The following is a 12,700-nucleotide window of genomic DNA, read 5'->3' on the forward strand; positions in this document are numbered from 1 at the left end:
CACCAGACACCCGCCACACCCCCGAGGACGTCCACACCCGTGCAGGCCGCCGTCACCGTCACCCCCGCCCAGATCCCCGAACTGCTGCTCGGCCTCGCCACCGTCCGGCCGGTGTTCCTCTGGGGGGCTCCCGGCATCGGAAAGTCCTCGCTCGTAAGGAAGTTCGCCGACGCACTGGGGCTGGAGTGCGTCAGCCTGCTCGGCACCCAGCTCGCCCCCGAGGACCTGATCGGCGTCCCGCAGATCCGCGACGGCCGGTCCGTCTTCTGCCCGCCGGAGGCCATCGCCCGCGACGAGCCGTACTGCCTCTTCCTCGACGAGCTCAACGCCGCGAGCCCGGACGTCCAGAAGGCCTTCTACTCGCTGATCCTCGACCGCCGGATCGGCTCCTACGAGCTCCCGGCCGGCTCCATCGTCATCGGCGCGGGCAACCGGGCCACCGACAACGCGCTGGCCCGGCCGATCGCCTCCGCGCTGGTCAACCGCCTCACCCACGTCCACCTCCAGGCGTCCGCGGGGGACTGGCTGGTCTGGGCCGGCGAGCACGGCATCCACCCCTGGGTCACCGACTACCTCACCGACCGCCCCGACCACCTCTGGTCGCAGCCGCCCAAGACGGAGGAGCCCTTCTCCACCCCGCGCTCCTGGCACATGCTCTCCGACGCCCTGCACTCCTTCGGGCCGGAACTGGACGAGCAGACCCTCAAGGTGATCGCGCACGGCACCCTCACCCCCGCGCACGCCGTCTCCTTCTGCGGCTACGCCAAGATCGTGCGGCACAGCTTCGGCATCGAGGCGATCATGAAGGGCGACGCCTCCTGGCCCACCCGCCCCGCCGACCGCGACCTGCTCTACTACCTCGCCGAAGCCTTCCGGGGCCGCCTGGTCAAGGAGCTGCCCGCGCAGCGCGAGCACGTCTCGCCCGCCTTGCGCCAGACCGCCTACCGGGCCAAGGCACTGCTGGTCCAGCTCGCCGAGATCTCCGTGGAGGTGGCGCAGACCGTCATCGCCGACGACGCCGACGGCCTGCCCGTGCTGCCCTCCTGGTTCCTCGTGGAGGCCGCCCGGGACATGCCTCGCCTGGTCGAGGCCCGCCGGTGAGCGGGTCGCGCCCCCGGCCCAAGAAGAAGACCCAGCCCGACCCCGCAGCCCAGGCCTTCGCCGAGGGGCTCGCCCTGGTCAAGCGGAACCCGGCCCTCGCCGCCGTCGGCGGGAGCGTGTGCGAGCAGCCCAAGTGCCCCGGGACCCCCGCCGCGGGCCTGGTCGCCGTGGACTCCAACGGCGTCCTCCACGTCCGCTCCGGCCTGCGCGCCGAGCCCCGTACCTGGGCCTGGGCCCTCGCCCACGCCCTGCTCCACCTCGGCTTCGGCCACGTCCCCGCCGCGGCCGCCCGGGACCGCGTCCAGCCCGACCGCTTCGACCTCGCCGCCCGCTGCGCCGTCGTCAACCGCTTCCTGCTGACCCAGCCGTCCCTCCGGCCCCCGGACGACCTCCCGGCCGAGTACCCCGGCGGTGACGAGGAACTGCTCGCGGCCCGCTGGCGCCGGGACGGCATCCCCGCCGCCTACGAGGTCTGCGGCACCGCCGGCGACCACCCCGACCAGCTCCTGGTCACCTGGCACGCATGGAACTCCACCGCGGTGCCCGACTGGGAGACCGCCTTCGCGCACGCCCTGACCCGCAGCGTCTCCGCCGCCATGGAGGTCGCCGGCGGACGCCGCGACCGCATCACGGGGGAGCGCGTGGCGCAGCGCCCGTGGGACCGGGCGCTGAACTGGTTCGTCTCCTCGTACCCGCTCCTCGGCGGCCTGGCCAGCGGCCTGAAGATCGTCGCCGACGCGGAGCTGGCCCGCGCCCAGGACATCGACGTCGCCGCGGTCAGCGCCACCGCGGGGGAGATCTACGTCAACCCGCTGCGCAGCTTCGAGGAGGGGGAATGGCGGTTCATCCTGGCCCACGAGATGCTGCACGCCGCCCTGCGCCACGGCGAGCGGCGCGGCGCCCGGGACCCGTACCTGCACAACGTGGCCGCCGACTACGTGGTCAACGGCTGGCTCGTCGAGATGGGCGTCGGCGAGATGCCCGCCGGGCTGCTGTACGACGCGGAGCTGAGGGACCTGTCCGTCGAGGAGGTCTACGACCGGATCACCGCCGACCTGCGCCGGATGCGCCGCCTCGCCACCCTGCGCGGCAAGGGCCGCGGTGACATCCTGGGCGACCCGCTGCCCCACCCCGGCAGCGCGCCCTACACGGACCTGGACGAGTTCTACCGGCGCGGCCTGGTCCAGGGCTTCGACCTGCACACCCACGGGGAGCGCGGCCTGCTGCCGGCCGGGCTGATCCAGGAGATCCGGGCCCTGGCCCACCCGCCCGTGCCGTGGGACGCCCGGCTCGCCCGCTGGTTCGACGAGTACGTGCCGCGCCCCGAGCCCGTACGCAGCTTCGCGCGCCCGGCGCGCCGCCAGGCCTCCACCCCGGACATCCCGCGTGCGGGCCGCCACTTCCCGCCCGAGGAGACCGCCCGCTGCACCTTCGGCGTCGTGCTCGACACCTCGGGGTCGATGAACGCCGCCCTGCTCGGCAAGGCGCTCGGCGCGATCGCCTCGTACGCGCAGGCCCGCGACGTACCGGCGGCGCGCGTCGTCTTCTGCGACGCGGCGCCGTACGACGCCGGCTATCTGCCCCCGACCGAGATCGCGGGCCGGGTACGGGTCCGCGGACGCGGCGGTACCGAGCTGCAGCCGGGCATCGACCTGCTGCAGCGGGCGGAGGACTTCCCGCCGGGGGCCCCGGTGCTGGTGATCACGGACGGGTGGTGCGACACCCTGCGCATCCGGCGCGAACACGCCTACCTGATCCCCCAGGGCGCCTCCCTGCCGTTCACCCCCAAGGGCCCCGTCTTCCGCCTGACCTGATCTGCCCTGACCGGACGCAGAACGCCCCCGACCTGCGGGTCCGCGGGTCAGGGGCGTTCTGGAGGAGATCGACTCAGTCGAGGTAGTCGCGCAGCACCTGCGAACGCGACGGGTGGCGCAGCTTCGACATGGTCTTGGACTCGATCTGGCGGATGCGCTCACGGGTGACCCCGTACACGCGGCCGATCTCGTCCAGGGTCTTCGGCTGGCCGTCGTTGAGGCCGTAACGCATGGAGACCACGCCCGCCTCGCGCTCCGAGAGCGTGCCCAGGATGGACTGGAGCTGCTCCTGGAGGAACGTGAAGGAGACCGCGTCCGCCGGGACGACCGCCTCGGAGTCCTCGATGAGGTCACCGAACTCGCTGTCGCCCTCCTCGCCCAGGGGGGTGTGCAGGGAGATCGGCTCACGGCCGTACTTCTGGACCTCGATGACCTTCTCGGGGGTCATGTCGAGTTCCTTGCCCAGCTCCTCCGGGGTGGGCTCACGGCCCAGGTCCTGGAGCATCTGGCGCTGCACGCGGGCGAGCTTGTTGATGATCTCGACCATGTGCACGGGGATGCGGATGGTGCGCGACTGGTCGGCCATGGCACGCGTGATCGCCTGGCGGATCCACCAGGTCGCGTACGTGGAGAACTTGAAGCCCTTGGTGTAGTCGAACTTCTCCACGGCGCGGATCAGGCCGACGTTGCCCTCCTGGATCAGGTCCAGGAAGAGCATGCCGCGGCCGGTGTAGCGCTTGGCGAGGGAGACCACGAGGCGGAGGTTGGCCTCCAGCAGGTGGTTCTTCGCGCGGCGGCCGTCCTCGACCAGGATCTCCAGCTCGCGCTTGAAGGCGGGCTTGTGGTCCTCCTCCTCTTCGAGCTTGTACTCGGAGAACAGACCCGCCTCGATGCGCTTGGCGAGCTCCACCTCCTGCTCGGCGTTGAGGAGCGGCACCTTGCCGATGAGCTTGAGGTAGTCCTTGACGGGGTCGGCGGTGGCGCCGGCCACCATGACCGTCTGCGCCGGGGCGTCGTCCTCGTCGTCGTCGGACAGGACGAAGCCCTGGGTGCCGCCGGCCTTGGGCGCCTCGTCCTCGGCCTCGTCGACCAGGTCCTCGGCAGCCCAGTCCTCGCCCTCGACGACGGGGGTCTCGCCCTCGTCGGCGTCCTTGGCGCTGGTCTTCTTCGCCGCGGTCTTCTTCACGGCGGTCTTCTTGGCGGCGGTCTTCTTGACCGTGCGCTTCTTCGGTTCGGCGGCGGCCTCGGCCGACGCCTCGTCCCCGATGGCGGCGGCCGACGAAGCGGATATCGCCGTGGCGGTGGTCACAGCCGTGGCCGCGGCGGTGGCCGCGGTCTTGCGGGCGCCGATGGGGCGCGGCGCGGCGGTGGCCTTCTTGGCCACGGTGCGGGCCGGGGCGGCGGCAGCCTTGCGGGGCTTCTTGGCGGCAGCCTTGGTGGCGGGGGCCGCGCTGACGTGAAGGGCGACACCCTCCTCGTCCAGGACCTGGTTCAGGCTGCGCAGGACCCGCTTCCACTGGTCCACCGGGATGCGGCCGGCCTCGAAGGCCTGGCGCACGTCGTCACCGTTGATGTGACCCTGCTCGCGGCCGCGCTCGACGAGCGCGACAAGGGCCTCGGATTCGGCGATCTCCGGAGGGAACGTACGGGACGGGCTGAGCGACACAAGGAGCCTCTCGTTGCGAACAGATAAAGGTGGGCTGGACATCATCGCGCGAACTCGGGAAACAGACCCGAGGGGGGTCTGTATTCCGGGCCGCGCGAGGACACCTGTCGGTTCATCGCATGCCCGAGTCGATTCGTTACGCGCTGAATTGAGTGACCTGCGCCACGCTGTGGCCGCGCAACCGATCCGGCGCAGATCCGTCCGCCCTTCAGATCAGCCCGTTTTGCGGGCTTCGATGAGGAAGCGGGCGGTGTGAGCGACGAACGGACCTTCGCGTTCGATCCGTTCGTGGAGCTCGCGCAACCGGTCCCGGTACTGCCCGACCGTGAAGCCGGGCACCATCCAGATCACCTTCCGTAGAAAGTAGATCACGGCTCCGATGTCGTGGAACTCCGCGCGCAGTCGTTCGGAGCGCAGATCGAGCACTTCGAGGCCGGCCGCGGTGGCGTCGGCGACCGCGTCGTCGGGGTGCCGGGCGCGCCGGACCTCCTCCGGCTGCGGGCCGAGGAAGTACTCGACGAGCTCGAAGACGCTGGCCGGCCCGACCTGCTGCGAGAGGTAGCGGCCGCCCGGCGTCAGCACCCGCGCGATCTCCTCCCACCAGATGGTCACCGGGTGCCGGCTGGTCACCAGCTCGAAGGCCGCGTCGCCGAAGGGCAGCGGCGGCTCGTCGAAGTCGGCGACCACCACCGCGCCCAGCGGGTGCAGCAGCCGCGTCGCCTTCTCGACATTGGGCGGCCAGGACTCGGTGGCGGCCGTCAGCGGCGGCAGCGGAGCGCACCCGGCCAGGACCTCACCGCCGCCGGTCTGGATGTCCAGCGCCGACCGGACCTGGGCCAGGCGCTGGGCCATCAACCGCTGATACCCCCAGGAAGGGCGCTGCTCGGTGGCCCGGCCGTCGAGCCAGGAGAAGTCCCAGCCGTCCACGGAGACGGACTCGGCCTCGGCGACAAGGTGGTCGAAAGTACGCGTCATGCATTGATCGTCCCAGGTCGGACGCCCGACAACCACCGGATATGTCGACTACAGTGGTCGGCGGGCCGTGACTGGCGTTCGGGTGGATCACCACCGGGGAGCGGCCCGGCGTACCGGTGGACCTCGGGTACGCCGACTGCCGCGCGCCTGGGCGAACCGCGATCCGCAGCGACGTTCAGGAGACCCCGTGACGACCGCCCAGACTGCCCCTGCCCCTGCCGCCGGCTCCGCCCGGCTGATGGACGGCACGGCCCTCGCCCGCCGCATCTCGGAGCAGACCGCCGCCTACGCGGCGAAGATCACCGAGCGCACCGGCACCGCGCCCTGCCTCGCGACCGTGCTGGTCGGCGAGGACCCGGCCTCCGTGACGTACGTCCGCATGAAGCAGAACCGCTGTGCCAAGGCGGGGATCACCTCCCGCCACGTCGAGCTGCCGGCCGAGACCACCACCGAGGAGCTGGTGGCCACCCTCACCGCGCTGTCCGAGGACCCGGAGATCAGCGGCATCCTGCTCCAGCACCCCGTTCCGCACCACATCGACGAGCGCGCCGCCTTCGAGGCCATCGCCCCGGGCAAGGACGTCGACGGGGTCACCATGCACTCCTTCGCCGCCATGGGCTTCGGGCTGCCGGGCTTCGTCTCCTGCACCCCCGGCGGCATCATGCGGCTGCTCGCCGCCTACGACGTGGACCTGACCGGCAAGCACGCCGTCGTCGTCGGCCGCAGCGCGATCCTGGGCAAGCCGGCCGGGATGCTGCTGCTGGAGCAGAACGCCACCGTCACCTACTGTCACTCGCGCACCCAGGACCTGTCCTCGATCGTGCGGCAGGCGGACGTGCTGGTCGCCGCCGTCGGCAAGGCCGAGTTCATCCGGGGCGAGGACATCAAGCCGGGCGCGGTGGTCCTGGACGCCGGGTACAACGAGGGCAACGTCGGCGACGTGCACTTCGAATCGGCCGCCGCCCGGGCCTCGCTGATCACGCCGGTTCCGGGCGGTGTCGGCCCGATGACCATCGCCGTACTGCTGGAGCAGACCGTGCAGGCGGCCGCCGTCCAGGCCGGTCTGGACCTCGCCGAGCTCTGATCCCGCCGCGCGGATCCCGCGTACGACGTGCACACACGTACGCAGGCGCGCGCTCACGCACGCACGCCCCGGCCCTCGGTCCGGGGCGTCGTGCTTTCCCGTACCCGTGCGATCAGGCGCCGACCGGGTCGGGGTTCAGGCCCGGCGTGCCGGCGGTGGCCGTGTCACGGGCCGCGTCACGGGCCGCGGCGACGATGTCGGACGTGCGGAACGCGTCGGCCAGGGCGGTCAGGGGCCGCCGGCCCAGACGGTAGGGCTCCGGTATCGCGGCCGCCCCCGGCAGGGATCCGCGCGCGGCGGCGGCCTTGCGGTGGCATGCGGCGGCCAGGACGGCAGCGTCCGCGACCGTGGCGGCCCGCGCCTCGTCCATACCCCGGCCCCGGGCCTCCTCGTACGCGGCGCTGCGCACCCGGGGGTCGAACCAGCCGGCCAGCGCCAGGATGCCGTCGTCGATGACCGACTCGCGGTGGATGAGCCGGATCCCCACCGGGGACCACCAGGCCAGCGGGACGGTCCGTCCCTGGGTCGCGGCGACTGCGCGCAGCGCCTTCCACAGCGGGCGCAGCCGCCGGTACCGGCTGAAGGCCATCCAGGTCGCCGACCCGCCGACCAGCGGCACGACGAATCCGGCACCGAGCAGCAGCCCGGCGGCCCCGGCCAGGGGCGGCGCCACGTCCGTGGACAGGAACACCAGGTCGTGGCCGGTCCAGCGGGCCACGACCGAGGCCCACTTGGCGGCCAGGTAGGCCAGGTCCATCAGCCCGGCGACCACGATCAGGGCCAGCCCCGTGCGCAGCGGGCGCCGCGCACGGTCCGCGACCGCCAGCCACTTGCCGCTCAGCCAGGTCAGCGCCGAGGTGCCGAGGGTGTGCGCCACGAGGAAGCAGACGATCATCTCGCGGATCCAGGGCGTCGTCGCGTAGTACGTGTCCAGGTCCCGGAGCCGTTCCACCGGTGCGTCGCCGATCACGAACAGGACGACGATGGCCGCGGTCGCGGTGCCGAACAGGGCGGTGGTCAGCCGGGTGGCCCGGCGCACGGCCGCGGGCGGCCCGCCGCGCCACTGCAGGACCAGGACGACGCACAGCCCGGAGAACACCGTGCACAGGCCGAACACCAGGGGTGCGGAGAAGTTCACCACGCCGGTGTGGCGGTTGACCGAGGCGATGGTGGACGGTGTCGCCAGGAAGTTGATGGGTGCCCCGACGGCGAGCAGCGCGCACGCGGTCCGGTTCAGCGGCCGGTCCCGGTCCCGGCGCAGCTTCGGCAGCTTGATCAGCAGCGCCAGGACCATCAGGGAGGCGGGCAGGAGCGGCAGGATTCTGCCGCTCATCGGGCCTGTCCGACGGCGTCGGCGGGTCCGACCGGGTCCGCGGACGATCCGGTGCCGGTGCCGGTGCCGGTGCCGGTGCCGGTGCCTGTGCCTGCGCCTGTGCCCGTGCCGGTGCCGGGCGTCGTGCCGGGCGCCCGGTCGAGCCCGGCGACGGCCCGCTCGGCGGCGGTGAGCGGCGCCGCCTTCAGCGCGTCCCGGTCCGAGGCGCGCAGGACGTGCCAGACGACCGACGGACGGAGCCAGTGGGTGGGCGCGATGCTCATGGTGAGGACGTTGAGCAGGGCGGCGGTGAGCGCCTCGTCGGTGGTGGCTCCCGTCATCAGCCGGTTGACGTACCCGTTGAGCAGACCGCTGCCGGCGCGCGGCGTCATCCCGGTGGCCCCCGGATACAGGATGTCCTGCGAGGTGGCGAGCTCCCAGGCGGTGCCGACCTGCGGTGCGATGGCGCGCTGCGCCTCGCGGCCGATGCCGGGATGTTCCAATCCCTTCGCCCGCAGCAGGGTGCGTACGGCCAGGATCCCCTGGGCCGCGACGCTCATGCCCTGTCCGTACAGTGGGTTGAAGGTGGCGACGGAGTCGCCGACGGCGAAGAAGCCGTCGGGCAGTTCGGCCTTCTCGAAGTAGATCCGGCGGTTGGCGGTGCCCTGGGTGACGGAGACGTCCGTCAGGGGCTTGCGGCCCTCCAGGAGCTCACCGACGATCGGGTCGCGGACGGCCTTGGCGAACGGGATGAACGCGTCGGGGTCACCGGTCGGCTGGCCGCCGCGGGTCCCGGAGAGGGTGGCCTGCCACTGGCCGTTCTCGATGGGCACGATCGTGGCCGTCCGGCCCGGGACGGGCACCCGGGGGTCGGACTGGACGTTGACGATGGGGAAGCCCATCTCGTGGGCTCCGGCCGGGGCTTCGAAGATCCTCGTCGCGTAGACGAGGCCCGAGTCGACCTCGGCCTGCCGGATCCCGGTCACGCCGAGCGCCTGGAGCCAGGTCCGGGCGCGCGAGCCGCGGCCGCTCGCGTCGACCACGAGGTCGGCGGTCAGCAGCCGGCCCGCTTCCTCGGGGGTGTCGACCAGCACGCCGGTGACCCGGGACGCCGTGCCCTCCAGGGCGCGGACCCGGCTGCGCTGGAGCGTGGAGACCCCCTTCAACCCGGTCACCCGGGCGCGGACCACCGAGTCGAGGAGATCGCGGCTGCAGGAGATGTTGAACTGCTTCTCCCCGCACCGCGGGATCCACCCGTGGGCGGTCTTGCTGACCAGGTCGGTGGGCAGGCTGCGGCGGATGGCCCCCGCCTTCGTCCAGTCGTCGGTGATGCCGGGCAGGATCCGCTCGATGGCACGGGCACCGCCCGACCACAGGAGGTGGGTGTGCCGGGCCTGCGGGAGTCCACGGCGCGGGGCCGGACCCTCGGGCAGCGGGTCGGCGTCGATGACGGTGACCGTGGCGTGTTCGGCGAGGACGGCCGCCGCGAGGAGGCCGGCCAGACTGCCGCCTATGACGATCGCGTGGCGGGGCGGGGTGGACTGGTTCATCGTGGCGTGCTCTCTGTCAGGGCCGTGCTGAGGGCATCGGCGTGAGGGATGCGGCGACCGGCTGCTGCGGGTCGCGGCGTGGCACGGGGCTTCCCCAACCGAGTGAGGACTTGATGCGCTCGATGGCTTCGGGGAGCTGCTGCTCCCGGGGCGACGGCAGGTAGGAGCGCAGGGTGTTGCCGAGGTGCAGGCCGAAGGTCTCGGCCCGGATCTCCGCCGGATCCCCCTGGTCGGCGCGGGCGGCGGCCTGCCGGACCACGGCCTCCAGCCCGGACTCGGAGGCCAGCAGCTCGGCGAGGCGGCCGGGGTGTCCGGCCAGCCGGGCGGCCACCAGCATGCCGGGACCGACGCTCTCGCTGGTCCCCTCGTCCAGGTGCCACAGCTCGTGGCACGCGATGACGAGCTGGTGTTCGGGCCGGGTGTGCTGCTCGACCACGATCAGGTCGACGTCGTCCAGCTCCAGCCACAGCCCGCTGGCGGTGTCGGGCGGGAAGGAGGTGAAGTGGACATCGACCTTCCGCTCTCCGCCACGCCGCCCGGCGTAGGCGGCGCACAGCGCCCCGATGATCTCCCCGGCATCGGCCGGCGGCGTCAGGCGTGCGCCCTCCAGCAGCTCGGAGGCCAGCTTGCGCATGGCCCGTGTGGTCCTCATGGTGTTTCTCCCTCGGCGGGGGCGCCTTCGGTCGGCGCCCCGCCCTTCGTGCCCGGAACTCCGAGCTGCCCCTCGCGCGCGAGGAGGTCGTCCAAGTGGTCGGCCAGTGACTTCCAGCCCTGGGGCGACAGCCGTCCGGCCCGCGTGACGATGCTGCGTACGTCGTGCGCCCGCAGCACCGCCAGCATCGGGTTCTCCCGGTCCCGCACCGAGGTCTCCAACTCGCCCTCGATCAGGGCGAGGGCGCTGGAGAGCGCCTCGGTGTCGTCGGCCAGCAGGAAGCCGCCCTCGACGCCGTAGAAACGCTGGATCCCGGCGGCCGCGGCGAGGTTCGGCAGGCCCTCGCCCTGGGCGAGGCGGGTCAGCGACTGGCCCGACGCCTCGAAGGACCGGGCGACGGCCGCCAGCGAGTAGGGCTGGCCGTCCTCCCGCACGCGGGTGCGGCGCAGGTGCTCGAACCGCAGGTGCACCTGCTCCTTGAGCGGGATCCGGGGCGGCTTCCCGTCGAGGGTGAGGCGGATGGCCTGCGGGGTCATGCCGGTGAGGTACGACAGGCGCTCCAGGTCGTCCCGGCCGTCGGCGACGTCGGTGGCGGACAGGGCGAGGGCCCGTTCCACCGCGCTCTTGCTGTCGGCCAGGAGGAAACCGGCGTGGACGCCGAAGAACCGCTGCACACCGGCCGCGTGACCCATCCGGGGCAGCCCGGTACCGGCGTTGAGCGGCCCGAGCGAGGCGCCGGGTGCGTCGAAGTCGTCGGCGATGGCCGCCAGCGGCCACTCCCGGCCGTGCTTGTCGCGCCGGGTCGCGCGCAGCCGCAGGAACCGCTGGTGCACCCGCCGCTCCAGCGGCGCCTCCACGGCGGTGCCCGCCACCACCTGGGGCACGCGCCCGGGTTCGACCCCGGACAGATGGCTCAGCCGCTCCACCGCCAGCACCTCGGCCGGGTCCTGCCCGTACTCCTGCGCCAGGGCCCAGGTGCGACGCCAGACGGCGGCGAGATCGGGTCGGGCGGCGGCTCGCACCGGCGGATTCTCCATATGTCGACAAGGCGTTCGAGTGATTCGGCTTCGCGAAGCCTAGCCTCCCGCCCCAGGCCGAACCAGGGGAACCCCAACGTTTCCTGCCGTACAGCTCAAAAAGGGTTGGCATCCCCCCACCCCCACCCCACCGCCGCACGACGAGCTCCGTCCGCCCGCTCCTGAGACCGCTCCTTACCTCCGGGGTAATCGACCCTCCCCACGGGCCCCGGCACAGTGGGCGCAGCGGGTTCCGGGGCCGCGCACTCGGTCCCGGGATCCGTGTCCCACCTGGCCGTTCGACCTCGATGGAGGCTGATTCCCATGTCCGCGACCCCGCTCGCCGGCTTCACCCGCAATCGCGTCCCGCAGACCGCGCTGCGCCGGTTCCTCGCCCTCGACTCGGTCGTCACCACCGCCAACGGGCTCGCGTACGCAGCCCTGTCCGCCCCGCTCGGCCGGCTGCTCGGGGTCGGGCAGGGGCTGCTGCTCGAACTCGGGATCCTCCTCCTCGCGTACGGGGCCGGCGTCGGATGGCTCGCCTCGCGGCCGCAGCCGCCCGTCTTCCCCGTGAAGCTCGTCATCGAGACGAACTACGCCTGGGCCGCCCTCAGTCTGGCGTCGCTGGTGCTGTGGTTCGAGCCCACCACCGCAGGGCTGCTGTGGATCCCGGCGCAGGCCGTCACCGTGGCCGGTTTCGCCGTGCTCCAGCAGCTCGCCCTGCGCTCGGGCTCAGCCGCCCAGTGAGCGCAGGTACTTCACCGTCGCCGGGTCGGCCGGGAGCATCGTCTCGATGGCCAGCTCGGCGACGGTCACGTCCATCGGCGTGTTGAACGTCGCGATGGACGACACGAAGGACAGCAGGTGCCCGTCGTGCTCGATGACCAGCGGCAGCGCGATGTACGGGGTGGACTCCTCCGGGGCGCCGTCGCCGCCCGGGCGCTCGGCGACCGGATAGGCCGACACCTCCTCGTACAGGGCGCGCAGCGGCTCGGAGCGGGCCAGTGCGATCTGCCGTTCCATCTGCGCCAGCAGGTGCCCGCGCCACTCCCTGAGGTTGTGGATCCGCGGGGCCAGGCCCTCGGGGTGCAGGGTGATCCGCATGGCGTTCAGCGGCGGGGTCAGCAGGTGCTCCGGCAGTCCGTCCAGCAGCATCGCGATGCCCTGGTTGGCGGCGACGACGTCGTACACGGCGTTCACGACCAGGGCCGGGTAGGGCTCGTACCCCGCCAGCAGGCGGGCGATGCCCTCGCGCAGCGTCTCCATCGCCGGGTCGTCCAGCGCGGTGTGCGCGTAGCGTGGGGCGTAACCCGCCGCGAGCAGAAGGGAGTTGCGCTCCCGCATCGGTACGTCGAGATGGCCGGCGAGCCGGAGCACCATCTCCTCGCTCGGCCGGGACCGGCCCGTTTCGATGAAGCTGATGTGGCGGGACGAGGAGTCGGCGCGGCCCGCCAGCTCCAGCTGGCTGATGCCGCGCCGCTCCCGCCAGGCGCGCAGCAGGGTGCCCACACTCGTCGTCGTCATGCGCAC

Annotated in this window: 11 protein-coding genes and 1 riboswitch; of the genes, 4 read left to right on the top strand and 7 right to left on the bottom strand. The window is 72.7% G+C overall.

Annotated elements, in window-relative coordinates; genetic code table 11:
* Positions 1–39: 39 nt before the first annotated feature.
* A complete protein-coding gene (locus JYK04_RS33720; protein ID WP_189740915.1) occupies positions 40–1,101 on the top strand; it encodes an ATP-binding protein in 1,062 nt (353 codons plus the stop codon).
* Positions 1,098–2,915 carry a vWA domain-containing protein gene (locus JYK04_RS33725; protein ID WP_189740917.1) on the top strand — a complete coding sequence of 606 codons (1,818 nt, stop codon included), beginning with the start codon at positions 1,098–1,100 and terminating at the stop codon, positions 2,913–2,915. Before JYK04_RS33720 ends, JYK04_RS33725 begins: the two co-directional genes overlap by 4 nt.
* 73 nt (positions 2,916–2,988) lie before the next feature.
* Here the strand turns inward: JYK04_RS33725 and JYK04_RS33730 are convergent, their stop codons facing one another.
* Positions 2,989–4,581: an RNA polymerase sigma factor gene (locus JYK04_RS33730; RefSeq protein ID WP_189740920.1), complete on the bottom strand. Its 1,593-nt coding sequence runs from the start codon at positions 4,579–4,581 to the stop codon at positions 2,989–2,991.
* A 213-nt stretch (positions 4,582–4,794) separates the two neighbouring features.
* Positions 4,795–5,556 carry a methyltransferase domain-containing protein gene (locus tag JYK04_RS33735; protein ID WP_189740923.1) on the bottom strand — a complete coding sequence of 254 codons (762 nt, stop codon included), beginning with the start codon at positions 5,554–5,556 and terminating at the stop codon, positions 4,795–4,797.
* A gap of 57 nt (positions 5,557–5,613) precedes the next feature.
* A riboswitch (ZMP/ZTP riboswitch) is annotated at positions 5,614–5,716 on the top strand.
* A 78-nt stretch (positions 5,717–5,794) separates the two neighbouring features.
* On the opposite strand from JYK04_RS33735, the gene JYK04_RS33740 reads away from it, so the two are divergent.
* Entirely contained in the window at positions 5,795–6,640 is an 846-nt protein-coding gene (locus tag JYK04_RS33740) for a bifunctional 5,10-methylenetetrahydrofolate dehydrogenase/5,10-methenyltetrahydrofolate cyclohydrolase (RefSeq protein ID WP_189741421.1), read from the top strand.
* A 112-nt stretch (positions 6,641–6,752) separates the two neighbouring features.
* On the opposite strand, the gene JYK04_RS33745 is transcribed toward JYK04_RS33740, so the two are convergent.
* From JYK04_RS33745 to JYK04_RS33760, 4 genes are read right to left on the bottom strand one after another with little or no spacing between them, the layout of a single operon-like run.
* On the bottom strand, positions 6,753–7,973 hold the full coding sequence (locus JYK04_RS33745) for an MAB_1171c family putative transporter (RefSeq protein WP_189740926.1): 1,221 nt from the start codon (positions 7,971–7,973) through the stop codon (positions 6,753–6,755).
* On the bottom strand, positions 7,970–9,502 hold the full coding sequence (locus JYK04_RS33750) for an NAD(P)/FAD-dependent oxidoreductase (RefSeq protein ID WP_189740928.1): 1,533 nt from the start codon (positions 9,500–9,502) through the stop codon (positions 7,970–7,972). The genes JYK04_RS33745 and JYK04_RS33750 overlap by 4 nt, the downstream gene beginning before the upstream one ends.
* A gap of 16 nt (positions 9,503–9,518) precedes the next feature.
* The gene (locus tag JYK04_RS33755; protein ID WP_189740931.1) at positions 9,519–10,154 is read right to left on the bottom strand and encodes a toxin-antitoxin system, toxin component; all 636 of its coding nucleotides are present in this window, start codon (positions 10,152–10,154) and stop codon (positions 9,519–9,521) included.
* Entirely contained in the window at positions 10,151–11,176 is a 1,026-nt protein-coding gene (locus JYK04_RS33760; RefSeq protein WP_189740934.1) for a hypothetical protein, read from the bottom strand. Before JYK04_RS33760 ends, JYK04_RS33755 begins: the two co-directional genes overlap by 4 nt.
* Before the next feature lie 318 nt (positions 11,177–11,494).
* On the opposite strand from JYK04_RS33760, the gene JYK04_RS33765 reads away from it, so the two are divergent.
* Complete coding sequence (locus JYK04_RS33765) at positions 11,495–11,917, top strand: hypothetical protein (RefSeq protein ID WP_189740937.1); 423 nt, start codon at positions 11,495–11,497, stop codon at positions 11,915–11,917.
* Here the strand turns inward: JYK04_RS33765 and JYK04_RS33770 are convergent.
* Positions 11,903–12,694 (bottom strand): helix-turn-helix domain-containing protein, encoded by a 792-nt coding sequence (locus JYK04_RS33770; protein ID WP_189740940.1) that lies wholly within the window; start codon positions 12,692–12,694, stop codon positions 11,903–11,905. The genes JYK04_RS33765 and JYK04_RS33770 overlap by 15 nt on opposite strands.
* Positions 12,695–12,700 lie beyond the last annotated feature (6 nt).

The sequence above is a fragment of the Streptomyces nojiriensis genome (assembly GCF_017639205.1).
Taxonomy (GTDB): domain Bacteria; phylum Actinomycetota; class Actinomycetes; order Streptomycetales; family Streptomycetaceae; genus Streptomyces; species Streptomyces nojiriensis.

Excerpts from the sequence above, each read along its gene's own strand:
- JYK04_RS33735 (WP_189740923.1), bottom strand. The coding sequence starts at position 5,556 with ATGACGCGTACTTTCGACCACCTTGTCGCCGAGGCCGAGTCCGTCTCC.
- JYK04_RS33740 (WP_189741421.1), top strand. The coding sequence starts at position 5,795 with ATGGACGGCACGGCCCTCGCCCGCCGCATCTCGGAGCAGACCGCCGCC.
- JYK04_RS33745 (WP_189740926.1), bottom strand. The coding sequence starts at position 7,973 with ATGAGCGGCAGAATCCTGCCGCTCCTGCCCGCCTCCCTGATGGTCCTG.
- JYK04_RS33750 (WP_189740928.1), bottom strand. The coding sequence starts at position 9,502 with ATGAACCAGTCCACCCCGCCCCGCCACGCGATCGTCATAGGCGGCAGT.
- JYK04_RS33755 (WP_189740931.1), bottom strand. The coding sequence starts at position 10,154 with ATGAGGACCACACGGGCCATGCGCAAGCTGGCCTCCGAGCTGCTGGAG.
- JYK04_RS33765 (WP_189740937.1), top strand. The coding sequence starts at position 11,495 with ATGTCCGCGACCCCGCTCGCCGGCTTCACCCGCAATCGCGTCCCGCAG.
- JYK04_RS33770 (WP_189740940.1), bottom strand. The coding sequence starts at position 12,694 with ATGACGACGACGAGTGTGGGCACCCTGCTGCGCGCCTGGCGGGAGCGG.